The following is a 25,105-nucleotide window of genomic DNA, read 5'->3' on the forward strand; positions in this document are numbered from 1 at the left end:
GAGCACGACCTTGCCAAGGTCGGGGTCGCGAGTTCGAGTCTCGTTTCCCGCTCCATATTTAACAAAAACGCCGCTCATTGAGCGGCGTTTTTGTTTGTGCGCGATTTATGTCCATCGCAGAAAAAAGGCCCGCCAGTCAGACTGAGCGGGCCTTTATAGGCGCGTCGCAGGTTCAGTCCACGTGGTAGTGGACGGACAACGTGCCTTTCTTTTGCGAAAGGGACGAGATCGTGACCGTGCCCAGGTCTTTCAGGCTACGTACATGGGTGCCGCCACAGCCATAGGCCGGCAGTTCACCGAAACTGATTTCCCGGGCGCCTTCGCGCAGCGATGTCAGGCGCGGGAGATCATGGGCGATCCACTGTTCGAGGCCGTCCTGAACGGTCTGCGGGTCAACGTCCTGGGCCGAGTCTGCCGGTTTGAATTGCACACGTCCTTCGCCGGGCCAGTGATGCGCCTTGATCGGCATCCAACCCATGGCCTGGACGAAGTGGCCAATCAGGTGGCCGGCCGAATGCATGCGGGTATTGAACTGGCGACGTTGCTCGTCGATGCGGATCTGGGTCATGCCGGGGTTGACCGGCTGATCGACGAAATGGACGATCCGGTCAGGATCCTGGACTACGCGCAGTACCCGGCTGTCGCCGATCCACCCCGTATCGCAAGGTTGTCCGCCGCCCTGAGGGTGAAACAAGGTTGCGCGCAGCACCACGGCGAATTCGTTCTCGTGAGGTGCGCAGTCCAGGACTTCCACATTGGCCTTGAGGTCATCACTGTGGAAAAAGAGGCGAAGCGTCATATTCCAAGCTCGTAATCAAATTTCTATTTTTTATTATATGAAGCGTGGATTAGCGTGATAATCCGCTCAAACATCAAAGGACTGTTGCGTTGTGAGCATAAATCTTCCACTGCCATTGCTGGGTGAAATGGCGATTTTCGTCAAGGTCGTCGAAACCGGCAGCTTCTCCGAAGCCGCTCGGCAATTGGGCTCTTCGCCCTCGGCGGTGAGTCGCAGCATCTCGCGACTGGAGAAGGCCCTGGCCACCCGTTTGCTGCAACGGACTACACGAAAGCTGCGTTTGAGCGATGGTGGCGAGGAGGTCTTCAAGCGGTGCCAGGAGATGGTCAACGCGGCCCGGTCCGTGATGGAAATCAGTGGTCAGTTCACTGATGAGCCCGAGGGAGTGGTGCGCATCAGCGTCCCTAAAGCGGTAGGCCGAATCGTGATTCACCCGCATATGCCGGAGTTTTTGCGCCGTTATCCCAAGGTGGATGTGGAGTTGTTGCTTGAGGATCGTCAGGTGGATCTGATCGACGATCACGTCGACCTGGCGATTCGCATCACCGACCGGCCACCAGCGGGGTTGGTGGGGCGACAGCTGCTGAGCATCGACCATCTGCTCTGCGCCACACCCGAGTATCTGGCCGAGCACGGGACGCCGACTCACCCCCATGACCTGCTCAACCACAGTTGCATTTATCTGGGCGAAACCCCGAGCGATGCGCGGTGGAAGTTCAAGAAAGGCAGCAAAACCGTCACCGTCGGAGTGCGCGGACGGTATGCCGCCAATCACACCGGTGTACGTTTTGGCGCGGTGTTGCAGCACATCGGCATTGGCAGCCTGCCGTATTTCACCGCGCGTCGTGCCTTGGAGAAGGGGTTGATGGTGCAGGTGCTGCCGGACTGGACGTTCCTGGCGTCCTACCACGGAGGCGCCTGGTTGCTGTATTCGCCAACCCGATACCTGCCGCCCAAGCTACGGGTATTGATTGATTACCTGGTGGAGTGTCTGGAGAAGGAGCCGACGTTGGGCAAGCCAGGCAAGTCGAGCACGCTGAGTACGCCGGTTTCGGAGTATGAGTTGCCCGAGAGTGAAGGGTTGTTCTGAGGCAAAAGCAAAGATCGCAGCCTGCGGCAGCTCCTACAGGTGGTGCGCAATTCCCCTGTAGGAGCTGCCGCAGGCTGCGATCTTTTGTATCAGTGCTTGCTGTCCTGATTCGACAACGCCAGCAGCTGTTTCTCCTGGTTCCAGTCGAAAGGTTCGTCATTCTGTTCGGCTTCGAAACGACGCTCTTCCAGTGCCTGGTACAGGTCGATTTCTTCATCGGACAAGTAGTGCAGGCAGTCACCGGCGAAATACCACAGCAGATCCCGTGGGATCAGGTGGGCGATTTGCGGATAACGGGAAATGACTTGAGTCAGGATGTCCTGGCCCAGGTATTGGCTTTCGATCGGATCGATCGGCAGTGACGCCAGCAGTTCGTCGAAGCGCTCCAGGAACAAGGCATGGCTTTCTTCGGGAACCTGTTCGGCCTCACCTACGGCGACCAGGATGCTGCGCAAGTGGTCGAGCAAAACGAGATGATCGGCAACGATGTTGGACACGAGATAAGTCCTCAAGAGCAAAACGGGCGCGGGAGTATAAAGCTCCCGCGCGCATTTTCCCATGATCGAGAGCTGGATGGATCAGCGCACGCTACCCTCGGTCAGGGCTATTTCCTCTTTATCGAAAGCATCGACATCGATCACTTTGCGTCGCGATGCTTCGGCCTCACGCAGTGTCTGGGCTTCCACCGGTTGCAACACGCCGGCTTCCAGTGCGGCCTCGATGACATTTTCCCCGGCGACCGGTTTGACCTGACCGCTCTTGAGCGCCACGTGCAGTTTCTTGCGCAAGGGTTGCGCAGCGTCCAACAGATTGCAGGTGTGCTGCAGGACGCCAACAGGGTCTTCGACCGATTGCGGGCGGTAGCAACCCAACAGCACTTCCTCCAGGGCCGGATCGCCCTTGGCGCGGCCAATCACCGCCGCCACTTCGGCGCCGAGTTTGTCCGACGGCCCTTTGTGGCGACGGCCGAACGGGAACACGATCACTCGCAACAGACAGCCCAGCACCTTGTTCGGAAAGTTGTTGAGCAGTTCATCCATGGCCCGCTCGCCGTGCCCGAGACTTTCCTCCATGGCCCAGGTAAACAGCGGCTTCATGTACTCCGGCGAGTCGAGGTCGTTGTACCGCTTGAGCGCGGCGCTGGCCAGGTACATGTTGCTTAGCACATCGCCCAGCCGTGCTGACAGGCGTTCGCGCCGTTTCAGTTCGCCGCCGAGCAGCATCATGCTGAGGTCGGCGAGCAGGGCGAAGGCGGCAGCCTGACGGTTCAGCGCGCGGAAATAACCCTGGCTGAGCTTGTCGCCCGGCATGTGCTCCAGGTGCCCGAAACCCAGGTTCAACACCAGCGTGCTGGCGGCGTTGCCCACGGCAAAGCCGATGTGCTTGAGCAGCAGGCCATCGAACTCGGTGAGTGCCTGGTCCTTGTCCTCCCGTGTGGCCAGGGCCATTTCCTTGAGTACGAAGGGGTGGCAGCGAATCGCGCCCTGGCCGAAGATCATCAGGTTGCGCGAAAGAATGTTCGCGCCTTCCACGGTGATGAAGATCGGCGCGCCGTTCCATTTGCGCCCCAGGTAATTGTTCGGCCCCATGATGATCGCTTTGCCGCCATGCACATCCATCGCCTGGCTGATGCACTCGCGGCCGCGCTCGGTGAGGTGGTACTTGAGGATCGCCGACAGCACCGACGGTTTCTCGCCGAGGTCCACCGCGTTGGCGGTCAGCATCCGTGCGGCGTCCATCATCCAGGCATTGCCGCCGATGCGCGCCATGGCTTCCTGGATGCCTTCGAACGCGGCAATCGGCACGTTGAACTGCTCGCGAATCTGCGCGTACTGGCCGGTCACCAGGCTGGTGAACTTGGCCATGCCGGTGCCCACCGCCGGCAGGGAGATCGAACGCCCGACGGACAGGCAATTCATCAGCATCATCCAGCCCTTGCCGAGCATTTCCTGGCCGCCGATCAGGAACTCCAGCGGCACGAACACATCCTTGCCGGAGTTCGGGCCGTTCATGAACGCCGCCCCCAGGGGCAGGTGACGACGGCCGATGTCCACGCCGGGCAGGTCGGTTGGAATCAGCGCCAGACTGATACCCAGGTCTTCCTCTTCGCCCAGCAGGTGGTCCGGGTCATAGGCCTTGAACGCCAGGCCGAGCAGGGTAGCGACCGGGCCCAGGGTGATGTAGCGTTTTTCCCAGTTCAGGCGCAGGCCGAGGGTTTCCTTGCCTTCCCATTCGCCTTTGCAGATCACCCCGGTGTCGGGCATGCCGCCGGCGTCCGAACCGGCGAGGGGACCGGTCAGGGCAAAGCAGGGGATTTCGTCGCCGCGCGCCAGGCGTGGCAGGTAATGGTTGCGCTGTTCGTCGGTGCCGTAATGCAGCAACAGTTCGGCAGGGCCGAGGGAGTTGGGGACCATCACGGTGGAGGCGAGATCGCCGCTGTGACTGGCCAGTTTCATCGCCACTTGCGAATGGGCGTAGGCCGAGAAACCCTTGCCGCCAAACTCCTTGGGGATGATCAGGGCAAAGAAACCCTGGTCCTTGATGTAAGCCCAGGCCTCGGCCGGCAAGTCCATGGTTTGACCGAGCTGCCAGTCACTGACCATGGCGCAGAGTTCTTCGGTCGGGCCGTCGATGAAGGCCTGTTCTTCTTCGTTCAGTTGCACCTTGGGATAGGACAACAGTTTGTTCCAGTCCGGACGACCGCTGAACAGTTCGCCGTCCCACCACACGGTGCCAGCTTCGATGGCATCGCGTTCGGTTTCCGACATCGGCGGCAGGGTTTTCTGGAACCAGTTGAACATCGGTGCGCTGAAGAACTTGCGGCGCAGGTCAGGCAAAAGCAGGGGCGCCGCCACGGCGGCGGTCAGCACCCAGAAAATTAGCAGCAGCCAACCCGGCGCGCGACTGAACGCGCCCATTGCCAGCAGATAGACAGCCACGATGCCCAGGGCAGGCAGCGGCGCGATGCGACGGTGGGCTAAATAAGCTATCCCGACAACCAGAACCAGTATCCACAACAGCAGCATATTTAATCCTCCGTGAACCCAGGGCGTACCAACCCACAGAGCTTAGACGGCATCCGTAAAACCGGGTGGTCAGAGCGAGGGGATTGAAATCGTGGGAAACCCTGGATGATTGTGTAGGCCTTAGGCGCGACAGACCGTGAAAAATCGTTCATTGAGCGGGCGACAAAGCGCCCATGTTTGGCCGAAACGTCGTTATCTCTGTGCTGAACCTCTCGATAGACTCGAGACTTCTCAAGGAGATTGCCCGCATGCACGAGTACCTGAGCCCCGGCCGCTTCATCGATAGTGACCACCCCTGTGTGGTGGAGTTCGCCGAAAAACACCGCGGTGCCAGTCGCGACCCGCTCGAGCAGGCGGTCCATCTCTATTACGCGGTGCGAGAGGCAGTGCGCTACAACCCCTATACCTTCAGCCGTGATCCGCAGACCTTGTGCGGCAGTCATGCGCTGGCGGCCGGGGAAAGTTATTGCGTGCCGAAAGCCACACTGCTGGCCGGTGCAGCGCGGCACTGCGGCATACCCGCGCGGATCGGTTTGGCGGACGTGCGCAATCATCTGTCGACGCCGCGCTTGCTCGAATTGCTCAAGAGCGACGTGTTCGCCATGCACGGCTACACCGAGCTTTATCTGAACGGGCGTTGGGTCAAGGCCACCCCTGCGTTCAACCAGGGTTTGTGCGACCTGTTCAATGTGGCGCCACTGGAGTTCGACGGGATCAACGACAGCGTTTTTCATCCCTACAATCGCGACGGCGAGAAGTTGATGGAGTACATGATCGATCACGGCCAGTTCAGCGACGTGCCGGAAAAGTTCTTCTTCGAACACCTCGAAAAGTGTTATCCGCACCTGTTCGACGAGCAACTGCCGGCGCTGCTGGGGGACATGCAGAGCGATTTGAGTCGCGCCTGATCCGGCGTATGCTGCCTGCGCATTCATCCATAAAGAGGCGGTCATGCTGAAGATCTGGGGTCGGAAGAATTCATCGAATGTCAGGAAACCATTGTGGGCCGCCGAGGAACTGGGCCTGGCCTATGAGGCCATCGACGCCGGCGGTGCCTTTGGTGTGGTCGATACGCCCGAGTACCGCGCCATGAACCCCAATGGCCGCGTGCCGGTGATTGAAGACGATGGCTTCGTGCTGTGGGAATCCAACACCATCGTGCGTTACCTGATGGCCAGGCATGCAGCGAATACGTCGTGGTATCCGGCGGACCTGCAAGCGCGGGCCAGCGCCGAGAAGTGGATGGACTGGACCACGTCCAGTATTGCCGGACCATTCCGCACGGTGTTCTGGGGCGTTCTGCGAACCCCGGCCGAGCAACAGGACTGGCCCGCGATCAACGCGGCGATCAAGGAATGCGAGACGCTGCTGGCGATGGCCGACCAGGCGCTGGCGACCCAGCCCTATCTGTCCGGTGCCGAGATCGGCATGGGCGACATTCCCTTGGGCAGTTTCATTTATGCCTGGTTCGAGATGCCGATCGAACGTTCGCCCAAGCCCCATCTGGAGGCCTGGTACGCACGATTGCAAGAGCGTCCGGCGTATCGCAAGGCGGTCATGACCGCGTTGACTTAATACTCACTATCGACACACTTGACTGTACTTGTGCGGCGGCGACAAGCACCATTGCGTCCATGCGCCGCGGTTGTTTTGCTTGCCGCCCGCCCATATCTGTCCCTTTCTTCCCCTTCTTGGTGCGTAATCCGATATGAGTTCCGCTCTGTCCATCCGGCAGCTAACCAAAACCTACGGCAACGGTTTCCAGGCCTTGAGTGGTATCGATCTGGATGTCGCCGAAGGTGACTTCTTCGCCTTGCTCGGCCCCAACGGCGCCGGCAAATCCACGACCATCGGCATTCTGTCGACCCTGGTGAACAAGACCAGCGGCACGGTGAATATCTTCGGTCACGACCTGGACAAGAACCCGGCGGCGCTCAAGCGCTCCATTGGCGTCGTGCCCCAGGAATTCAACTTCAACCAGTTCGAAAAGACCTTCGATATCGTCGTGACCCAGGCCGGTTACTACGGCATCCCGGCGAAAGTCGCCAAGGAACGCGCCGAGCAGTACCTGACCCAGCTTGGCCTGTGGGACAAGCGCGATGTGCCGTCGCGTTCGCTGTCCGGCGGCATGAAGCGGCGCCTGATGATCGCCCGTGCGCTGGTCCACGAACCGCGCCTGCTGATCCTCGACGAACCGACTGCTGGCGTGGACATTGAACTGCGTCGCTCGATGTGGACCTTCCTCACCGAGCTGAACAAGAAAGGCATCACCATCATCCTCACCACGCACTACCTGGAGGAGGCTGAGCAGCTGTGCCGCAACATCGGCATCATCGACCACGGCGTTATCGTCGAAAACACCAGCATGAAGCAGTTGCTCGGCCAACTGCATGTGGAGACCTTCCTGCTGGATTTGAAGAGCAGCGTGAGCGCACCGCCGCAGCTGCTTGGCTATCCGTCACGCTTGCTCGATGCCCACACCCTGGAAGTCCAGGTGGACAAGTCCATGGGCATCACCGCGCTGTTCACTCAGCTGGCGCAGCAGAACATCGAAGTGCTGAGCCTGCGCAACAAAACCAATCGCCTCGAGGAGTTGTTCGTGTCCCTGGTGGAGAAAAATCTGTCGAAGGTGGCGGTATGAGTTCCGAGCTGCAACCCAACCTCGTTGCCCTCAACACCATCGTTTACCGTGAGGTCCGGCGCTTTACCCGGATCTGGCCGCAGACGCTGCTGCCGCCAGCGATCACCATGGTTCTGTACTTCGTGATCTTCGGTAACCTGATCGGTCGACAGATCGGCGATATGGGTGGCTTCACGTACATGGAGTACATCGTGCCGGGCCTGATCATGATGTCGGTGATCACCAACTCCTACGGCAACGTGGTGTCGAGTTTCTTCGGCAGCAAATTCCAGCGCTCCATTGAGGAGTTGATGGTGTCGCCGGTGTCACCGCACACCATCCTGATCGGCTACACCCTCGGTGGCGTGCTGCGCGGCTTGATGGTCGGGATCATCGTGACGCTGCTGTCGCTGTTCTTCACTGATTTGCAGGTGCATCACCTGGGCGTGACCGTTCTGGTGGTGGTGCTGACGGCGACGATCTTCTCGCTGCTGGGCTTCATCAACGCCGTATTTGCGCGCAACTTCGATGACATCTCGATCATCCCGACCTTTGTGCTGACGCCGTTGACCTACCTGGGCGGGGTGTTCTACTCGATTTCGTTGCTGCCGCCGTTCTGGCAGACCGTATCCTTGGCCAACCCGGTATTGCACATGGTCAATGCGTTCCGTTACGGCATTCTTGGCGTTTCGGATATTCGGATCAGTATCGCGATCACGTTCATGTTGGTGGCGACTGTGATTCTGTACCTGGGATGTGCGCGGTTGCTGGTGAGTGGGCGCGGAATGCGTACCTGATCGTTGTCTCGCGGATGTACCCGATCTACTGTAGGAGCTGGCTTGCCAGCGATGGCGGCTTGACTGAGTACATATCCATTGCTGCGGTAACGGCCACTTATGGTTTCGCCCTTACGGCGAGTCACTTGGAAAAACGGAACGCCGCCCGGCCCCAAGTAACCAAGGGCTCTTGCCCCTGACGTTCGGTGCCTCGCTGTGGCTCGGCATGCCCTCCTTCCGGTCCTGCTCCGTGGGCCCGCCGCCATCGGCCATCCATGGCCGAGGGCGGCTAAACCGGCATCCATGCCGGTTTGCCCACTGCGCAGAACCTCCACTCGGCCTCTCGACGGGGCAAGAAAATCAAGATCAAAAGCCAAAGCAAAAGCGAGGCGAGCTAACGCTCGACCTTGTTGTTTGGTGGTACGCGTTGCATTCCAAATCAAAACGGCGCCTTATGGCGCCGTTTTGCATTGTCACAGCCGACTTTGCTTGCGCCGACGCCACTGTCGCGCCACCCACCAGCGCCAATACATCATCACCAGGCAATAGGCCAACGCCCCCAGCACCAACCCGGTCACCACCGATCCCAGCAAAAACGGTTGCCACAAGGTCGAGAGCTCGCCGCTGATCCATTCCCAGGTCAGCTCGTCCGGCAGATGGCGCGGCGGAACGTCCATCAGCCAGGCACCGGTCTGGTAGGTGCAGAAGAACACGGCCGGCATGGTGATCGGGTTGGTCAGCCAGACCAGGCTGACCGCAATCGGCATGTTGCCGCGCACGATGATCGCAAGAATCGCCGCCACCAGCATCTGCAATGGAATCGGCAGGAATGCCGCGAACAGGCCGACCGCCATGGCCCGGGCCACGGAATGGCGATTGAGGTGCCAGAGGTTCGGGTCATGCAGCAGGGTGCCGAGAAAGCGTAAGGACTTGTGTTCCCTGATGCTGGTCGGGTCTGGCATGTAACGTTTGAATAATCGCCGGGGCATAAGGCTTCTCGGTCGGTCAGGTCGGCAAGTATGTCTGGATTCCATGAGGCGCCCATTCAGACTTTGTGACAATTGTTAACGACGGACGTGCCCTGCGCGGGCTATGCCTAGGGACGGGACTCTCAAGGACGGGCTTATGCGCACAGGGATGATGGCGCTGGCGTTGGGTCTGTTGGCCTTGCGTTTTTTACCGGTGTTACCGCCGGTCTGGTTGTGGTTGTTGATGCCGGTGGCAGGTTTGATTTTGCTGCCGTTCAGGACGTATCCGGCGGCGTTTTTCCTGTTCGGCCTGAGTTGGGCTTGCGCCCATGCGCAATGGGCCCTGGACGATCGGCTGGCGCCGACCCTCGACGGGGAAACGCGCTGGCTTGAGGGGCGGGTGACCGGTTTGCCACAGAACGCCGAAGGGGTGGTGCGTTTCGAACTGACCGACAGCCGGTCACGCCGCAGCGACCTGCCGCGACATTTGCGCCTGGCCTGGTACGACGGCCCGCCGGTCAACAGCGGCGAACAGTGGCGGCTGGCGGTCAAGCTGAAGCGACCCGTAGGTTTGCTCAATCCCCATGCGTTCGACTATGAGGCCTGGCTACTGGCGCAACGCATCGGTGCGACCGGGACCGTCAAGGCCGGGGAGCGACTGGCGCCAGCCCGGTGGGCCTTGCGCGACGGTGTCCGGCAGCGGCTGCAGGCTGTGGACGCCCAGGGGCGAACGGGCGTGCTGACAGCGTTGGTGCTGGGCGACGGCGCGGGCCTCAGTCGCGAGGATTGGCAGGTGTTGCAAGAAACCGGCACTGTGCATCTGCTGGTGATTTCCGGGCAGCACGTCGGCCTGTTGGCGGGATTGGTCTATCTGTTGATCGCCGGCCTGGCCCGGTATGGCTTGTGGCCAAGCCGCCTGCCATGGTTGCCCTGGGCCTGCGGCCTGGCTTTTGCAGCCGCCCTGGGATATGGGCTGTTGGCTGGCTTCGAGGTGCCGGTTCGCCGAGCCTGCCTGATGATTGGCCTGGTACTGCTGTGGCGCCTTCGCTTTCGTCACCTGGGTGCGTGGTGGCCGCTGTTGCTGGCACTCAATGGCGTCTTGCTGATGGACCCGTTGGCGAGTCTGCAGCCGGGCTTCTGGCTGTCCTTCGCGGCGGTGGCGGTGTTGATCTTCACCTTCGGTGGTCGCTTGGGCCCTTGGCCATGGTGGCAAACCTGGACCCGTGCCCAGTGGCTGATCGCAATCGGCCTTGGCCCGTTCTTGCTGGTCCTGGGATTGCCGATCAGCCTCAGCGGCCCACTGGTCAATTTGCTGGCGGTGCCCTGGATCAGCCTGGTGGTGCTGCCTCCGGCATTGCTCGGGACTTTGTTATTGCCGGTGCCCCACGTCGGCGAGTGGTTACTGTGGCTGGCGGGCGGTTTGATCGATTGGCTGTTCACCGCGCTGGCACTGGTCGCCGGCAAGGTGCCCGCGTGGCTGCCCGCGGCCATCCCGTTGTGGGTCTGGGGCCTCGGCACTCTGGGTGCCTTTCTGTTGTTGCTGCCGCGAGGCGTGCCCCTGCGTCCGCTAGGGTGGCCTTTGCTGCTGCTCCTGGTTTTTCCACCGCGGCCGCTGCTGCCCGAAGGCATTGCCGAGGTTTGGCAACTGGATGTGGGCCAAGGGTTGGCGATCATGGTGCGTACTCGCCATCACACGCTGCTGTATGACGCTGGCCCGCGTTTTCGAGATCTCGACCAGGGCGCGCGGGTGGTACTGCCAGCGTTACGCAAACTGGGGGTGAAGGAGCTTGACCTGATGTTGATCAGCCATGCCCATGCCGATCACGCCGGTGGCGCCCGGGCCGTTGCCAATGGGTTGCCGGTGAAACGGGTGGTCAGTGGCGAACCTGCCGACCTGCCTGCCGGGTTGCAGGCCGAGGGCTGTGAGAGCGGCCGGCAATGGACGTGGGACGGGGTCGAGTTCCGGCTTTGGCATTGGCCACAGGCCAGGGACAGCAATCAGAATTCCTGCGTCTTGCAGATAACAGCCAATGGCGAGCGCTTGCTGCTCAGCGGTGACATCGACAGCAGCGCCGAGCGCGCCTTGCTCGACAGCCCATTGGCCGTGCCCACCGACTGGTTGCAGGCCCCGCACCACGGCAGCCGCAGTTCGTCGTCGATGGCGCTGCTCAACGTCTTGCAGCCCAAGGCGGTGCTGATCTCCCGTGGCCAGGGCAACTCGTTCGGTCATCCGCATGCGGTGGTGATTGCCCGCTATCGAAATCGCGGCACGGCGATCTACGACAGCGCGCAGCAAGGCGCCGTTCATCTGCAACTGGGGCGTTTCGAGCCGCCACGCGCGATGCGTCAAGAACGGCGCTTCTGGCGCGATCCACCACCCCCGGGCAAATAACCGGGCGTTAGCAAAGGCCGACCGGATGCGACATCACAGTCTTCGGTGCGCCCACCCCCTATGTTAGAGTGGCGCACTTTTTCGAGGGGACTGTCACTGTGTGGGAATTGGTCAAATCCGGCGGCTGGATGATGCTGCCGATCATCCTGAGTTCCATCGCGGCAATGGCGATCGTTGCCGAACGTCTGTGGACCCTGCGAGCCAGTCGCGTGACCCCGGAGCATTTGCTCGGGCAGGTCTGGGTCTGGATCAAGGACAAGCAACTGAACAAGGAAAAGCTCAAGGAACTGCGCGCCAATTCGCCCCTGGGTGAAATCCTGGCCGCGGGCCTGGCCAACTCCCGGCATGGTCGCGAGATCATGAAGGAATGTATCGAAGAGGCTGCCGCGCGGGTCATCCACGAGCTGGAACGCTACATCAATGCCCTCGGCACCATCGCCGCCATGGCCCCGTTGCTGGGGCTTTTGGGTACGGTGCTGGGCATGATCGACATTTTCAGTGCGTTCATGGGCACGGGCATGACCACCAACGCCGCAGTGCTCGCCGGGGGTATCTCCAAGGCGCTGATCACCACGGCTGCCGGCTTGATGGTCGGTATCCCGTCGGTATTCTTCCACCGTTTCCTGCAACGCCGGATCGATGAGCTGGTGGTGGGCATGGAGCAGGAAGCGATCAAGCTGGTCGAAGTGGTACAGGGTGATCGTGACGTGGATCTGGCGGGGGTCAAAGCGTGAAATTCCGCCGCAAGCAACGGGAGAATGTGGACATCAACCTCGCGTCGCTGATCGACGTGGTGTTTATCCTGCTGCTGTTTTTTGTCGTGACCACGACCTTCACCCGTGAAACCCAGTTGCGCGTCGATCTGCCCGAAGCGGTCAGCGGAGCGCCTTCCGACGACCAGACCCGGCAGCTGGATATCGCGATCAGCGCCGACGGAGTGTTTTCGGTGAACAACCAGGTATTGCCCAAAAGCGACCTGGCGACGCTGATGGATGCCCTGCAGAAACAATCCAATGGCGACACCAGCCGGCCGCTGTCCATCAGCGCCGACGGAAAATCCCAGCATCAGTCGGTCATCACCGCCATGGACGCCGCCGGCAAGCTTGGCTTCAGCCATTTGCGCATGACCACAGTCGAGGCGGCGCCGCCCGCGCCCTGATGGCCATGTCCGATCGCCTGCTCGCCGCGTGGTACCGAGGCCATCCGGCCCTGAAACTGCTGCAGCCGCTGGAGTGGTTGTACCGGCGCGTGGTCAACAACAAGCGCCAGCGCTTTCTGGCGGGCGAGGGTGAGATCTATCAGCCACCGGTACCGCTGATCGTGGTTGGCAACATCACCGTCGGCGGCACCGGCAAGACCCCGCTGATCCTGTGGATGATCCAGCACTGTCAACGCAGCGGCTTGCGGGTCGGCGTGGTCAGCCGCGGTTACGGCGCCAAGCCTGCGCAATTGCCATGGCGGGTCGAGGCGGATCAAGGGGCCGAGATCGCTGGCGATGAGCCGCTGTTGATCGTGCAGCGTACCGGCGTGCCCTTGATGATCGATCCAGATCGCAGCGCGGCGGTCAAAGCCTTGCTGGCCAGTGAACCGCTGGACCTGATCCTGTCCGATGACGGCATGCAGCATTACCGCCTGGCGCGGGACCTGGAGCTGGTGCTGATCGATGCCGCCCGTGGCCTGGGCAACCGCCGTTGCCTGCCGGCCGGGCCATTGCGTGAACCGGTCGAGCGTCTGCAAAGTGTCGACGCGGTGCTCTACAACGGCGCCACGGCTGACAGCGGCGACGGCTTTGCCTTCCAGTTGCAACCGACCGCACTGGTCAACCTGCAAAGCGGCGAACGGCGCCCGCTCGATCACTTTCCCGCGGGCCAGGCGCTGCATGCCGTGGCCGGGATCGGTAACCCGCAGCGTTTCTTCAGGACCCTCGAAACGTTACACTGGCAGCCGGTCCCGCACGCGTTCGCCGACCACGCCGAATACAGCGTGCAGGCCTTGAATTTCAATCCGCCATTGCCATTGGTGATGACCGAAAAGGACGCGGTGAAGTGCCGTGCCTTCGCCGCCGCCGACTGGTGGTACCTGGCGGTCGACGCTGTGCCGTCGCCAGCCTTCACGGCCTGGTTCGATACACAGTTGATGCGCCTGTTGCCGGCTCGTCTTTTGCCTTAACTCCGTTTCTATCCAGGGAATGTTCATGGACACCAAATTGCTCGACATCCTCGCTTGCCCGGTCTGCAAAGGTCCGCTCAAGCTCAGCGCCGACAAGACCGAGCTGATCAGCAAGGGCGCTGGCCTTGCATACCCGATTCGCGACGGCATCCCGGTCATGCTCGAAAGCGAAGCCCGCACCCTGACCACCGACGAGCGTCTGGATAAATGACTACAGCCTTTACCGTTGTTATTCCTGCGCGCTATGCCTCGACCCGTCTGCCGGGCAAACCGCTGCTGTTGATCGCCGGCAAGCCGATGATCCAGCACGTGTGGGAACAGGCGTGCAAAAGCAGCGCCGAGCGTGTGGTAGTGGCCACTGACGACGTACGCATCGCCCAGGCCTGCGAAGGGTTCGGTGCGCAAGTGGTGATGACTCGCGTGGATCACAACTCCGGCACCGATCGCCTGGCCGAAGTCGCAGCGAAGCTGGGCCTGGCGCCTGACGCGATCGTGGTCAACGTCCAGGGTGACGAGCCGCTGATCCCGCCAAGTGTCATCGATCAGGTGGCCGTCAACCTGGCGGCCCACCCAGAAGCGCGCATGGCCACCCTGGCCGAGCCGATCGAAGACGTCGAGAGTCTGTTCAATACCAACGTGGTCAAGGTCGTCAGCGACCTCAATGGCCTGGCACTGACCTTCAGTCGCGCCACCTTGCCATGGGCCCGGGACACCTTCGCCAAGAGCCTCGAGCAGTTGCCGGAAGGTGTGCCGTATCGCCGCCACATCGGCATCTATGCCTACCGCGCCGGTTTCCTGCATGACTTCGTCAGTTGGGGCCCGTGCTGGCTGGAAAACACCGAATGCCTGGAACAGCTGCGTGCCTTGTGGCACGGCGTGCGGATTCACGTCGCCGATGCGCTGGTCGCGCCGCCGGCCGGTGTCGATACCGTTGAAGACCTTGAGCGCGTTCGTCGCCTGCTGGAGGCCTGATGCGGGTTCTGTTTGTCTGCCTGGGCAACATCTGCCGTTCACCCACGGCCGAAGGTGTACTGCGGCATAAACTGCGCGAAGCGGGGCTGGCCGATCAAGTCGAAGTGGCCTCCGCCGGTACCGGCGACTGGCACGTGGGCAGTGCACCGGACAAGCGCAGCCAGGCGGCGGCGAAAAAGCGCGGTTATGATTTGTCCGCCCAGCGCTCCCAGCAGGTCACCCGCGCCGATTTCGCCGAGTACGACCTGATCCTGGCAATGGACAACAGCAACCTGCGCAACCTCATGGATTTGCAACCGGCCAAGGGCAGGGCGGAGCTGGACCTGTTCCTGCGTCGCTACCCGTCGGAGATCGAAGAAGTCCCGGACCCGTACAACGACAGTGAGCATGGCTTTGAAATTGTGTTGGACCTGATCGAGCGCGCCAGTGACCTGCTGGTGATCGAACTGAAGGAACGGTTATGAGTTTGCAGGTGCGATCAGGGGTTTCACTCAAGCCGTTCAACAGCTTTGGCGTGGATGTCCAGGCCCGTCTGTTTGCCGAGGCCCACAGCGACGCCGATGTGCGTGAGGCCCTGGCTTATGCACGGGAGCACCAGGTGCCCTTGCTGGTGATCGGCGGTGGCAGCAACTTGCTGCTGACGGCCGATGTTGAATCACTGGTACTGCGCATGGCCAGCCGCGGAATCCGCGTGATCAGCGACGATGGCAGCAAAGTCGTGATCGAGGCCGAGGCGGGCGAGCCCTGGCATCCGTTCGTGCAACACACCCTGGTGCAGGGCTTGTCGGGCCTGGAAAACCTCAGCCTGATTCCCGGCACCGTGGGCGCCGCGCCCATGCAGAACATCGGCGCCTATGGCGTGGAGATCAAGGATGTGTTCGCCGGCCTGACCGCCCTTGATCGCCAGAGTGGCGAGTTGCGCGACTTCAGCCTGCAAGAGTGCAACTTCGCTTACCGCGACAGCGTGTTCAAGCAGGAACCTGGGCGCTGGTTGATCCTGCGCGTGCGTTTCATCCTCGATCGCGCTGCACAGCTGCACCTGGAATATGGTCCGGTGCGTCAGCGCCTGACCGAGCAGGGCATCGATCATCCGACCGCCACGGACGTCAGTCAGGCCATCTGCAGCATTCGCAACGAGAAACTCCCGGACCCGGCGGTGCTCGGCAATGCCGGCAGCTTTTTCAAGAATCCCCTGGTGCCAGCGGCGCTGGTCGCCCGGCTCAAGGGCGAATACCCGGACCTGGTGGCCTACGCGCAACCCGACGGGCAGATGAAGCTGGCGGCGGGCTGGCTGATCGAGCGGGCAGGGTGGAAAGGTTTCCGCGAGGCCGATGCCGGCGTGCACAAGATGCAGGCACTGGTGCTGGTCAATTACGGCAGTGCGACGGGATTGCAACTGCTGGACCTGGCGCAGCGCATTCAGAAAGACATTTCAGAGCGTTTCCATGTTGATCTGGAAATGGAGCCCAACCGGTATTAGGAAAGCAGCTGCAAGCTGCAAGCTTCAAGCTTTCAGCCGCGAGCTACAATCTTTATATCTCGAGCTGCTCGCTGCCTTGCTTCTACTTGAAACTTGCAGCTTAAAGCTTGCAGCCAAAAGCCCTGCCTCAGCAGGGCTTTTTTGTTAATGCAGGCTTAACCTGGTCTGCTGACGATGCAAGCATTTGCTCCACCAAAGGCCCGGTGCAGACGTGTCCGTTCGCACAAAAGAGCCCATTAGCCTGAGTCGATCTGCGTTACCCACCCAAGATCCATCGGCAGATTGCTCGACCCCATAACCCAAGCACTATGCGGGCGTGCCCATGATTACCCTGAAACTCAACGGTCAAGACCATCCGCTCGACGTCACCGAGGATATGCCCTTGCTCTGGGCGATCCGCGACGTGGCCGGTTACAACGGCACCAAATTCGGCTGTGGCATGGGCCTTTGCGGCGCCTGCACGATTCATATCGAAGGTGCTCCGGCGCGCAGTTGCATCACGCCGATCGGCTCGGTCGTCGGCCAGAATGTCACCACCATAGACAACCTGCATGCCGACCCGGTGGGCAAAGTCGTGCAGCAAGCCTGGCTCGATACGGCCGTGGCCCAATGCGGTTACTGCCAGGGCGGGCAGATCATGTCCGCCACCGCGCTGCTCAAGACCAACCCGAACCCGAGCGACGAACAGATCGAAGAGGCAATGGTCGGCAACATCTGCCGCTGCGGCACCTACAACCGCATCAAGACCGCCATCCGCCAGGCATCCACTCACCTGAAGGAGGCCAAGGCATGAGCCGGTTACCCGATGATTTCGCCCTGAGCAACCTCAGTCGGCGTGGTTTTCTCAAGGGTGTGGGCGCCGCCAGTGCACTGGTGGTCGCCGCGAGCTGGGGCTGGCAGGACGCATTTGCCGAAGAAGCGCAGAAAAAGTTCGGTGCCGACGGCATGCCCCACGGCTGGGTCGACGATCCCAAGGTTTATGTGAGCATCGGCACTGATGGCACGGTGACGGTGGTGTGCAACCGTTCGGAAATGGGCCAGGGCGTACGGACCAGCCTGACCATGGTGGTGGCCGATGAACTGGAAGCCGATTGGGCGCGGGTCAAGGTGCAGCAGGCGCCGGGCGATGAAGTGCGCTTCGGCAACCAGGACACCGATGGTTCGCGCAGCATGCGCCACTGGTACGAGCCGATGCGTCGCTGCGGTGCCGCCGCGCGGACCATGCTCGAACAGGCCGCCGCCGACCAGTGGAAAGTGCCGGTGGGCGAATGCCATGCCCAGCTGCATAAAGTCATCCACAAGCCTTCCGGGCGTGAACTGGAGTATGGCGCCCTGGCCGCAGCTGCCAGCGCCCTGGCCGTGCCGGCACGGGACAGCCTGCGACTCAAGCAGGCGTCGGAGTTTCGCTATATCGGCAAGGAAGGCACCAAGGCCATCGATGGCGACGACATCGTCAACGGTCGCGCGGTATACGGCGCCGACGTGCATTTCGATGGCATGCTGTTCGCCACCATTGCCCGGCCGGCGGTGTACGGCGGCAAGGTCAAGAGCTTCGATGGCAGTGCGGCGATGAAAGTGCCGGGGGTGGTCAAGGTCATCCAGATCGAGAGCCGTCCCTTGCCCTCGGAGTTTCAACCCCTGGGCGGCATCGCAGTGGTGGCCAGCAACACTTGGGCAGCGATCAAGGGGCGCGATGCGCTGAAAATCGAATGGGACGATGGCCCTAACGCCAGCTACGACTCGATTGCCTACCGCAAGGAGCTGGAGGCCGCCTCGCTCAAACCCGGAAAAGTGGTGCGCAACACCGGCAATATCGACGAGGCCATGAGCGGCGCCGACAGCACGCTGGAAGCCTCCTACTACTTGCCGCACCTGTCACAATCGCCAATGGAGCCGATGGTCGCCATCGCTCGCTACAAGGACGGAGTGTGCGAAGCCTGGGGGCCAAGCCAGGCGCCACAGGTCACCCGCGAGCGGATCGGTGAACGCCTGGGCGTGCCCTTCGATAACGTTACGTTCAACGTGACGCTGCTGGGCGGTGGCTTCGGGCGCAAATCCAAACCCGACTTCATCATCGAAGCGGCGATCCTGGCCAAGGAATTCCCCGGCAAGGCGGTGCGGGTGCAATGGACCCGCGAAGACGATATCCACAATTCGTACTTTCACACGGTATCGGCCGAATACCTCAAGGCCAGCCTGAACAAGGATGGGCTGCCTTCCGGCTGGCTGCACCGTACGGTGGCGCCAAGTATCACCGCGTTGTTCGCCCCGGGCATGAACCACGAGGCGGCCTTCGAATTGGGCATGGGCTTCACCAACATGGCCTACGCGATTCCCAACATTCGCCTGGAAAACCCCGAGGCCACCGTGCATACGCGGGTGGGCTGGTATCGCTCGGTGTCGAACATCCCCCACGGCTTTGCGATCCAGAGCTTCATCGATGAACTGGCGCACAAGGCCGGGGAGGACCCGCTCAAGTACCAGGTCAGGCTGCTCGGCCCGGACCGTCAGATCGATCCGCGTACCTTGAGTGAAGAGTGGAACTACGGTGAATCGCCCGAGCGTTATCCGATCGACACCGCGCGATTGCGCACGGTGCTGGAAACCGCCGCCAAGGCCGCCGGCTGGGGTCGCGAGTTGCCCAAAGGCCGGGGCCTGGGTCTGGCGGTGCATTACAGCTTTGTGACCTATGTGGCGGCGGTGATTGAAGTCGAGGTCAAGGACGATGGCACCTTGATCGTGCACAAGGCCGACATCGCCGTGGATTGCGGTCCGCAGATCAACCCCGAGCGGATTCGCGCGCAGTTCGAGGGGGCCTGTGTCATGGGCCTGGGCAACGCGGTGCTGGGCGAAATCAGCTTCAAGGACGGCAAGGTCCAGCAGGACAACTTCCACATGTACGAAGTGGCGCGCATGTCCCTGGCGCCCAGGGAAGTCGCGGTGCACCTGGTCACGCCGCCGGGCGAGGTGCCGTTGGGCGGTGTCGGCGAACCGGGTGTGCCGCCGATTGCGCCGGCCCTGTGCAACGCGATCTTCGCCGCCACCGGCAAGCGTATCCGCGACCTGCCGATCCGTTATCAATTGCAGGGCTGGCAGAAGGTCCAGGCGTGATGGACAGTGCCGATCTGAATGTCTTGCGCAGCGTGCTGGCGTGGCGCCGCGCCGGCCAGAGGGTGACCCTGTACAGCGTCGTGCAGACCTGGGGCACCGCGCCCCGGGCGCCTGGCGCCATGCTGGCGCTGCGTGAGGACGGCGTGGTGATCGGCTCGGTGTCCGGTGGTTGTGTCGAGGACGACCTGATCGCACGGTTGCATGACGGTCGCATTACGGCCGACGGGCCGCCGGTACAACTGATCACCTACGGGGTGAGCCGTGAGGAGGCGGCTCGGTTCGGTTTACCCTGCGGCGGCACCTTGCGCTTGACCGAGGAGCGCGTCGGCGATCCTGCGTGGGTCGCCGAGCTGCTGGCGCGCTGCCAAGCCCATGAAATCGTCGCACGTTCGCTGGATATCGCCACCGGAGAGGTGATTTTGCAGCCCGCCAACAAGACCGATGTGCTGGCTTTCGATGGCCAGACCCTGCGGGCCATCTATGGCCCGCGCTGGCGCTTGCTATTGATCGGCGCCGGGCAGTTGTCCCGCTATGTCGCCGAGATGGCGCGGCTGCTGGATTTCGACGTATTGATCTGCGATCCGCGCAGCGAGTTCGTCTACGGCTGGGAGGAACAGCACGGTCGATTCGTCTCGGGCATGCCCGATGAGGCGGTGGTGAACATCCAGACAGACGAGCGCACGGCCATCGTCGCCCTGACTCACGACCCCCGCCTGGATGACATGGCACTGCTCACGGCTCTCGATTCCCGGGCCTTTTATGTCGGCGCGCTGGGCTCGCGCATCAACAGCCAGCGGCGCCGGGACAACCTGGCTCAGCTCGGCTTGTCGCAACAGGCCATCGAGCGGCTGCATGGTCCGGTCGGCTTGCACATCGGCAGCCACAGCCCGGCGGAAATCGCCTTGTCGCTGATGGCCGAGATTGTCGCAATCAAGAATGGGGTCGAGCTCAAGCAGAAAAAACCGCTGCGGGAGGGTGTATGAGTGAATCCATCGGGGTGATCGTGTTGGCGGCGGGGCAGGGCAGTCGCTTTCGACAGGTCGCCGGTGACGAAAAGGACAAGCTGCTGGCTGATTGCACGGGGCGTGATGGGACGGTTCGATCGGTGATCGAACAGGTTCTGGTCAATCTGCCTGCCACCTTGGAAAAACGCATGCTGGTGACCACGGCGGATCGCCCGCAAGTGAGCCGCATGGCCAAGGCCTATGGCTGTGAGATCGTCCTGATCGAATCGACGGGGATGGGCGACAGCATTGCGGCTGGGGTGACGGCGTGTGCGCAGCTTGAGGGTTGGCTGATGGTGCTGGGGGATATGCCGTTCATCCTGCCTTCAAGTATCGAACAGGTGGTGGCGAACATCGCCGATGACTGCATCAGTGTGCCGGTGCAGGAGGGTGAGTACGGGCATCCAGTGGGCTTCGGGCGCAGCTTTGGTCCGGGTTTGATGGCATTGGCGGGTGATCGTGGCGCCAAGGCGCTTTTTGCCCAGGGGCGCGTGGTTGAAGTGGCGGTGGATGATCCCGGCGTGTTGTGGGATGTGGATGTACCCGAAAAGTTGGCGTTTGGGCCCTAAAAGATCGCAGCCTGCGGCAGCTCCTACATAGACGGTGCCTATCCTGTAGGAGCTGCCGAAGGCTGCGATCTTTTGATCTTCTGGAACATAAAAAAGCCCCGCCTGGCATCACCAGGCGGGGCTTTTCATTAGCCGAGGAAATCAGACGAGAGGTTTAGGCTCGTGCTCTTTTTCCTGGGCTTGCTCGTGTTGCACAACCGCTTCCTGAACGGAGCGAGGCGCTTCGGCGATTACCGATTCAGCCTGCTCGGCAGCGACTTCGGCAGCCGGGGCAGGAGCTGCCTCGACCACTTCGGCAGCAACCGGCACTGGCTCGTCAGCGACAACCGGAGCAGCAGCGGCCGCCAATTCGGCTTCCCGCTGCAGACGCTCTTCTTCACGCTTGCGGCGACGCACTTCACGTGGGTCGTTCGGCGCACGGCCACTTGGCGTCAGGGCGCTGACAGGGGCCGTTTCGACCACTGGAGCGGCAACTTCGGCAACAACCGGCGCTTCAACCACTGGAGCAGGCTCGGCAGCCGCGACAACCGGCTCGGAGACTACCGGTTCAGCCACTTCGGCTTCAGCAGCTGGTGCCGGAGCAGGCGTTTCGACTACAGCTGGCTCGGCAACCCAGTTGAACGCGGTTTGCTCTTCGCGAACTTCACGAACGGCTTCGGTCACGGTTTCAGTGACGGTCTCGACAACCGGTTCTGCAGCTACGGCTGGCTCAGCGGCAGCTTCAACCACTGGCTGTGCTTCTGGCGCTGCTGCCACTTCGATTTCCGGCGAGGCGGTGACTTCGACCGGCGTCGTCGCTTCCACGACTGGTGCTTCGACCGGAGCCGATTCCAGGGTGGCGGCAGTGGCGCGTTCGGCTTGCTCGTTGGCCTGTGCTTCGGCCGGAGCGCTGATCACGCTGCTGGCAACGGCGGCGGTAACCGCCAGGCCGGCGGCCAGGTCAGCAGTGCTTGGCGCTTCATTGCTTTCGCCGGCTTCGGACTCATCCGAACCCTCGATCACGTTGCCGTTGGCATCACGCTGACGCTCGCGACGGTTGCTGCGACGACGCTGGCCACGGGAGCGGCGGCGTGGACGGTCGCCTTCGGCGCCCTCCTGACCGTCTTCCTGCAGTTGCTCTTCGTTGCCGGTCAGCTCTTCTTCAGCAACGGCTGGCGCTTGTTCGGCACGAGGTTGACGTTCTTCACGCGGTGGGCGTGGAGCGCGTTCTTCCCGTGGCGGGCGGGCCGGGCGTTCTTCAGTGGCAGCAGCCGGATTAGCAGCGGCAGCGGCAGCGGCTGGAGCGACGGCGTCCAGTGGCTCGCGCAGTTCACGCACACGCTCTTCACGCTCGCCACGTGGCTTGCGATCTTCGCGTGGGGCGCGGGGTGCACGTTCTTCACGTGGCGCGCGCGGTGCGCGTTCTTCGCGGGCTACGGCCGGGGTTTCTTCGCGGGTTTCGCGAGGCTCACGGACTTCGCGAGGCTGACGCTCTTCGCGCGGTTCCCGTGGTGCACGCTCTTCACGAGGTGCGCGCTCTTCACGTGGCTTGCGCTCTTCATCGCGGCGACCGTTACGGTTGCGGCTCTGCTGGCGGCCGTTGCGACGCTCTTCGTTGCTACGGGCCGGACGCTCGGTGGCAGCCGGTTTCTCGACCACGGCTGGAGCCACTGGCTCTTCTTTAGTGGCGAACAGGCTGACCAGCGACTTCACCAGGCCTTTGAACAGGCTTGGCTCGGGTACGGCGACAGGTGCGGCAACCGGAGCGGCGACGACTTCGGTCGGAACCGGAGCATTGGCGCGGGCTGGAGCTGTCTTGACCGCGGCTTCCTGGCGAACCAGGGTGCGGGTCGCGGCAGCGGGTTGCACTTCTTCCACTTCGGCAGCGGCAGCGGCGATTTCGTAGCTGGACTGGTTGATCGCGGCTTCCGGGCTGTCATCGCGCAGGCGCTGCACTTCGAAGTGCGGCGTTTCGAGGTGATCGTTCGGCAGGATGACGATGCGGGCACGGGTGCGCAGTTCGATCTTGGTGATCGAGTTGCGTTTTTCGTTGAGCAGGAACGCGGCCACCGGGATCGGCACTTGTGCACGAACTTCGGCGGTACGGTCTTTCAGGGCTTCTTCTTCGATCAGGCGCAGGATCGCCAGGGACAGCGATTCAACGTCACGGATGATGCCGGTGCCGTTGCAACGCGGGCAAACGATGCCGCTGCTTTCACCCAGGGATGGACGCAGGCGCTGACGGGACATTTCCAGCAGGCCGAAGCGCGAGATGCGACCGACTTGCACGCGAGCGCGGTCGGCTTCCAGGCATTCGCGGACTTTTTCTTCCACGGCGCGCTGGTTCTTGGCCGGGGTCATGTCGATGAAGTCGATGACGATCAGGCCGCCGATGTCGCGCAGGCGCAACTGACGGGCGATTTCTTCGGCGGCTTCAAGGTTGGTCTGCAGGGCGGTTTCTTCGATATCGCTGCCTTTGGTGGCGCGGGCCGAGTTGATGTCGATGGACACCAGGGCTTCGGTCGGGTCGATAACGATGGAACCACCGGAAGGCAGTTCGACCACGCGCTGGAAGGCGGTTTCGATCTGGCTTTCGATCTGGAAGCGGTTGAACAGCGGAACGCTGTCTTCGTACAGCTTGATCTTGCTGGCGTACTGCGGCATCACCTGGCGGATGAAGGTCAGGGCTTCGTCCTGGGCTTCAACGCTGTCGATCAGCACTTCGCCGATGTCCTGGCGCAGGTAATCGCGGATCGCGCGGATGATCACGTTGCTTTCCTGGTAGATCAGGAAAGGCGCGGAACGATCCAGCGAAGCTTCTTTGATGGCGGTCCACAGTTGCAGCAGGTAGTCGAGGTCCCACTGCATTTCTTCGCTGCTGCGGCCCAGGCCGGCAGTGCGCACGATCAGGCCCATGTCGGCCGGGGCAACCAGGCCGTTCAGCGCTTCACGCAGTTCGTTGCGCTCTTCACCTTCAATGCGACGGGAGATACCGCCGGCACGCGGGTTGTTCGGCATCAGCACCAGATAACGACCGGCCAGGCTGATGAAGGTGGTCAGGGCCGCGCCCTTGTTGCCACGTTCTTCTTTTTCGACCTGAACGATGACTTCCTGGCCTTCGCTCAGGACGTCCTTGATGTTGACGCGGCCTTCAGGGGCTTTCTTGAAGTATTCGCGGGAGATTTCTTTGAGGGGCAGGAAGCCGTGGCGCTCAGAGCCGAAATCGACAAAGGCAGCCTCAAGGCTTGGTTCGATGCGAGTAATCCGGCCTTTATAGATGTTGGCCTTCTTCTGCTCGCGTGCACCGGATTCGATGTCCAGGTCGTAGAGGCGTTGGCCATCTACCAGTGCAACACGCAACTCTTCGGGTTGAGTTGCGTTAATCAGCATTCTTTTCATGTAGTACCGTCGGTTTCCGGGCTGCCGGAAACGGCGTTCGGCACACACGACTTCTCATGGTCGGTGTCAGGTGCGTCGGGAGTGGTTGGCCATTCCCGTGTCCAGCGAAGTCCGGCCAATGTGGGCCTTCATCGCGACGTACGCGTCCTGCTTGCTGTGGCTACTTAAGCACTCAGTCAGGAGGAGGAATCAACCGGCGGCTGTGGACGAGATGAAGCGTCTTGATAAAGCCTATTGCTACACAGGCCAGCGGTTGTGCATCTCCACCCTACACGTATCCCTGATAATTCGGGTGCTGCCGCGCGCAGAATCCGCAGCGGGTTGGCATTTACCGTGAGCTCCGAAAGGGGAGGGTCACGCATCATGGCTAATTTAGGCGTTGTTTCCGTAGCATTCGCTCGGGGTCATTCGCAGCTGACTGCACTTTGTGAACTGGCCGTGAATATTCACTCGCAGGACGAGTCAAAACTCTGTTCTGCGGCTTGATTCAGGCCTCATGTCACCTGCGCTTGTTACACCTGCAAACTCCACCGTTACGTAGCGAAAGCCCCGTAGGACGGCCTCGCGTCCTGGTGAATTGCGTTGGTCAGGGCCGGTTTTTGACCGTTGGTCCGCTGTCCAGGCCGCTTTTGGCGGCGTTCGCGACTATAGCAGCAATGATTAAGTGCTTCAATTCCATAAAAAATTGTTATCATCCGCGGCATGACGACGACTACCCCCCCGACTCCAGGCGTACAACTGCTTGAGGTCT

22 protein-coding genes are annotated in these 25,105 nt (G+C 61.7%); 17 read left to right on the plus strand and 5 right to left on the minus strand.

All coding sequences use genetic code 11. The features are described from left to right. Window positions 1-172: 172 nt before the first annotated feature. Window positions 173-799: an alanyl-tRNA editing protein gene (locus SOP85_RS27140; protein WP_323628851.1), complete on the minus strand. Its 627-nt coding sequence runs from the start codon at window positions 797-799 to the stop codon at window positions 173-175. Window positions 800-890: 91 nt separating this feature from the next. On the opposite strand from SOP85_RS27140, the gene SOP85_RS27145 reads away from it, so the two are divergent. Beyond that, window positions 891-1,889 carry a LysR family transcriptional regulator gene (locus SOP85_RS27145; protein WP_323628852.1) on the plus strand — a complete coding sequence of 333 codons (999 nt, stop codon included), beginning with the start codon at window positions 891-893 and terminating at the stop codon, window positions 1,887-1,889. 89 nt (window positions 1,890-1,978) lie between these two features. Here SOP85_RS27145 and SOP85_RS27150 read toward each other — a convergent pair whose 3' ends face one another. Both SOP85_RS27150 and SOP85_RS27155 read right to left on the minus strand, forming a co-directional pair. Next, complete coding sequence (locus SOP85_RS27150) at window positions 1,979-2,386, minus strand: PA2817 family protein (protein ID WP_007991629.1); 408 nt, start codon at window positions 2,384-2,386, stop codon at window positions 1,979-1,981. Window positions 2,387-2,467: 81 nt separating this feature from the next. Then, on the minus strand, window positions 2,468-4,915 hold the full coding sequence (locus tag SOP85_RS27155) for an acyl-CoA dehydrogenase (RefSeq protein WP_323628853.1): 2,448 nt from the start codon (window positions 4,913-4,915) through the stop codon (window positions 2,468-2,470). 248 nt (window positions 4,916-5,163) lie between these two features. Between SOP85_RS27155 and SOP85_RS27160 the strand changes: the two genes are divergently transcribed. From SOP85_RS27160 to SOP85_RS27175, 4 genes are all read left to right on the plus strand, one after another. Further along, the gene (locus SOP85_RS27160) at window positions 5,164-5,823 is read left to right on the plus strand and encodes a transglutaminase-like domain-containing protein (RefSeq protein WP_274072941.1); all 660 of its coding nucleotides are present in this window, start codon (window positions 5,164-5,166) and stop codon (window positions 5,821-5,823) included. A gap of 43 nt (window positions 5,824-5,866) precedes the next feature. After that, window positions 5,867-6,490, plus strand: coding sequence for a glutathione S-transferase family protein (locus tag SOP85_RS27165; protein WP_323628855.1), 624 nt, complete (start codon window positions 5,867-5,869; stop codon window positions 6,488-6,490). A 133-nt stretch (window positions 6,491-6,623) separates the two neighbouring features. After that, window positions 6,624-7,556, plus strand: coding sequence for an ABC transporter ATP-binding protein (locus tag SOP85_RS27170; protein ID WP_323628857.1), 933 nt, complete (start codon window positions 6,624-6,626; stop codon window positions 7,554-7,556). Next, the gene (locus SOP85_RS27175; protein ID WP_274072944.1) at window positions 7,553-8,332 is read left to right on the plus strand and encodes an ABC transporter permease; all 780 of its coding nucleotides are present in this window, start codon (window positions 7,553-7,555) and stop codon (window positions 8,330-8,332) included. The genes SOP85_RS27170 and SOP85_RS27175 overlap by 4 nt, the downstream gene beginning before the upstream one ends. A gap of 452 nt (window positions 8,333-8,784) precedes the next feature. On the opposite strand, the gene SOP85_RS27180 is transcribed toward SOP85_RS27175, so the two are convergent. Then, the gene (locus SOP85_RS27180; RefSeq protein WP_274072945.1) at window positions 8,785-9,300 is read right to left on the minus strand and encodes a DUF2062 domain-containing protein; all 516 of its coding nucleotides are present in this window, start codon (window positions 9,298-9,300) and stop codon (window positions 8,785-8,787) included. Window positions 9,301-9,436: 136 nt separating this feature from the next. Here SOP85_RS27180 and SOP85_RS27185 point away from each other — a divergent pair, with 136 nt between their 5' ends. The 12 genes from SOP85_RS27185 (at window position 9,437) to SOP85_RS27240 (ending at window position 20,976) form a co-directional block, all read left to right on the plus strand. Further along, entirely contained in the window at window positions 9,437-11,671 is a 2,235-nt protein-coding gene (locus tag SOP85_RS27185) for a DNA internalization-related competence protein ComEC/Rec2 (protein ID WP_323628858.1), read from the plus strand. 98 nt (window positions 11,672-11,769) lie between these two features. Beyond that, window positions 11,770-12,405 (plus strand): MotA/TolQ/ExbB proton channel family protein, encoded by a 636-nt coding sequence (locus tag SOP85_RS27190; RefSeq protein WP_008066570.1) that lies wholly within the window; start codon window positions 11,770-11,772, stop codon window positions 12,403-12,405. Continuing rightward, a complete protein-coding gene (locus SOP85_RS27195) occupies window positions 12,402-12,830 on the plus strand; it encodes an ExbD/TolR family protein (RefSeq protein WP_046817688.1) in 429 nt (142 codons plus the stop codon). The genes SOP85_RS27190 and SOP85_RS27195 overlap by 4 nt, the downstream gene beginning before the upstream one ends. Next, a complete protein-coding gene (gene lpxK / locus SOP85_RS27200; RefSeq protein ID WP_274072947.1) occupies window positions 12,830-13,840 on the plus strand; it encodes a tetraacyldisaccharide 4'-kinase in 1,011 nt (336 codons plus the stop codon). Before SOP85_RS27195 ends, lpxK begins: the two co-directional genes overlap by 1 nt. A gap of 25 nt (window positions 13,841-13,865) precedes the next feature. Then, window positions 13,866-14,051, plus strand: coding sequence for a Trm112 family protein (locus SOP85_RS27205; RefSeq protein WP_003179363.1), 186 nt, complete (start codon window positions 13,866-13,868; stop codon window positions 14,049-14,051). Then, on the plus strand, window positions 14,048-14,812 hold the full coding sequence (kdsB, locus tag SOP85_RS27210; protein ID WP_274072948.1) for a 3-deoxy-manno-octulosonate cytidylyltransferase: 765 nt from the start codon (window positions 14,048-14,050) through the stop codon (window positions 14,810-14,812). The genes SOP85_RS27205 and kdsB overlap by 4 nt, the downstream gene beginning before the upstream one ends. Continuing rightward, a complete protein-coding gene (locus SOP85_RS27215) occupies window positions 14,812-15,276 on the plus strand; it encodes a low molecular weight protein-tyrosine-phosphatase (protein WP_323628859.1) in 465 nt (154 codons plus the stop codon). Before kdsB ends, SOP85_RS27215 begins: the two co-directional genes overlap by 1 nt. Next, window positions 15,273-16,292 (plus strand): UDP-N-acetylmuramate dehydrogenase, encoded by a 1,020-nt coding sequence (gene murB, locus SOP85_RS27220; protein WP_274072950.1) that lies wholly within the window; start codon window positions 15,273-15,275, stop codon window positions 16,290-16,292. Before SOP85_RS27215 ends, murB begins: the two co-directional genes overlap by 4 nt. 322 nt (window positions 16,293-16,614) lie before the next feature. Beyond that, on the plus strand, window positions 16,615-17,085 hold the full coding sequence (locus SOP85_RS27225) for a (2Fe-2S)-binding protein (RefSeq protein ID WP_323608675.1): 471 nt from the start codon (window positions 16,615-16,617) through the stop codon (window positions 17,083-17,085). Then, window positions 17,082-19,403, plus strand: a complete 2,322-nt coding sequence (locus tag SOP85_RS27230; RefSeq protein ID WP_323628861.1) for a xanthine dehydrogenase family protein molybdopterin-binding subunit — start codon at window positions 17,082-17,084, stop codon at window positions 19,401-19,403. Before SOP85_RS27225 ends, SOP85_RS27230 begins: the two co-directional genes overlap by 4 nt. Continuing rightward, the gene (locus SOP85_RS27235; RefSeq protein WP_323628862.1) at window positions 19,403-20,386 is read left to right on the plus strand and encodes an XdhC family protein; all 984 of its coding nucleotides are present in this window, start codon (window positions 19,403-19,405) and stop codon (window positions 20,384-20,386) included. The genes SOP85_RS27230 and SOP85_RS27235 overlap by 1 nt, the downstream gene beginning before the upstream one ends. Continuing rightward, window positions 20,383-20,976, plus strand: a complete 594-nt coding sequence (locus tag SOP85_RS27240) for a nucleotidyltransferase family protein (RefSeq protein WP_323628863.1) — start codon at window positions 20,383-20,385, stop codon at window positions 20,974-20,976. Before SOP85_RS27235 ends, SOP85_RS27240 begins: the two co-directional genes overlap by 4 nt. A gap of 141 nt (window positions 20,977-21,117) precedes the next feature. Here SOP85_RS27240 and rne read toward each other — a convergent pair whose 3' ends face one another. Next, on the minus strand, window positions 21,118-24,354 hold the full coding sequence (rne, locus tag SOP85_RS27245) for a ribonuclease E (RefSeq protein ID WP_323628864.1): 3,237 nt from the start codon (window positions 24,352-24,354) through the stop codon (window positions 21,118-21,120). Between the last annotated feature and the right edge of the window lie 751 nt (window positions 24,355-25,105).

It is taken from the genome of Pseudomonas sp. YuFO20, assembly GCF_035064975.1.
GTDB classification, from domain to species: domain Bacteria; phylum Pseudomonadota; class Gammaproteobacteria; order Pseudomonadales; family Pseudomonadaceae; genus Aquipseudomonas; species Aquipseudomonas putida_AE.

Coding starts and splice junctions, on each gene's coding strand:
- kdsB (WP_274072948.1), top strand. CDS start 14,048: ATGACTACAGCCTTTACCGTTGTTATTCCTGCGCGCTATGCCTCGACC.
- SOP85_RS27240 (WP_323628863.1), top strand. CDS start 20,383: ATGAGTGAATCCATCGGGGTGATCGTGTTGGCGGCGGGGCAGGGCAGT.
- SOP85_RS27180 (WP_274072945.1), bottom strand. CDS start 9,300: ATGCCCCGGCGATTATTCAAACGTTACATGCCAGACCCGACCAGCATC.
- SOP85_RS27185 (WP_323628858.1), top strand. CDS start 9,437: ATGCGCACAGGGATGATGGCGCTGGCGTTGGGTCTGTTGGCCTTGCGT.
- SOP85_RS27160 (WP_274072941.1), top strand. CDS start 5,164: ATGCACGAGTACCTGAGCCCCGGCCGCTTCATCGATAGTGACCACCCC.
- SOP85_RS27235 (WP_323628862.1), top strand. CDS start 19,403: ATGGACAGTGCCGATCTGAATGTCTTGCGCAGCGTGCTGGCGTGGCGC.
- murB (WP_274072950.1), top strand. CDS start 15,273: ATGAGTTTGCAGGTGCGATCAGGGGTTTCACTCAAGCCGTTCAACAGC.
- SOP85_RS27230 (WP_323628861.1), top strand. CDS start 17,082: ATGAGCCGGTTACCCGATGATTTCGCCCTGAGCAACCTCAGTCGGCGT.
- lpxK (WP_274072947.1), top strand. CDS start 12,830: ATGGCCATGTCCGATCGCCTGCTCGCCGCGTGGTACCGAGGCCATCCG.
- SOP85_RS27175 (WP_274072944.1), top strand. CDS start 7,553: ATGAGTTCCGAGCTGCAACCCAACCTCGTTGCCCTCAACACCATCGTT.
- rne (WP_323628864.1), bottom strand. CDS start 24,354: ATGAAAAGAATGCTGATTAACGCAACTCAACCCGAAGAGTTGCGTGTT.
- SOP85_RS27225 (WP_323608675.1), top strand. CDS start 16,615: ATGATTACCCTGAAACTCAACGGTCAAGACCATCCGCTCGACGTCACC.
- SOP85_RS27140 (WP_323628851.1), bottom strand. CDS start 799: ATGACGCTTCGCCTCTTTTTCCACAGTGATGACCTCAAGGCCAATGTG.
- SOP85_RS27170 (WP_323628857.1), top strand. CDS start 6,624: ATGAGTTCCGCTCTGTCCATCCGGCAGCTAACCAAAACCTACGGCAAC.
- SOP85_RS27205 (WP_003179363.1), top strand. CDS start 13,866: ATGGACACCAAATTGCTCGACATCCTCGCTTGCCCGGTCTGCAAAGGT.
- SOP85_RS27155 (WP_323628853.1), bottom strand. CDS start 4,915: ATGCTGCTGTTGTGGATACTGGTTCTGGTTGTCGGGATAGCTTATTTA.
- SOP85_RS27165 (WP_323628855.1), top strand. CDS start 5,867: ATGCTGAAGATCTGGGGTCGGAAGAATTCATCGAATGTCAGGAAACCA.
- SOP85_RS27215 (WP_323628859.1), top strand. CDS start 14,812: ATGCGGGTTCTGTTTGTCTGCCTGGGCAACATCTGCCGTTCACCCACG.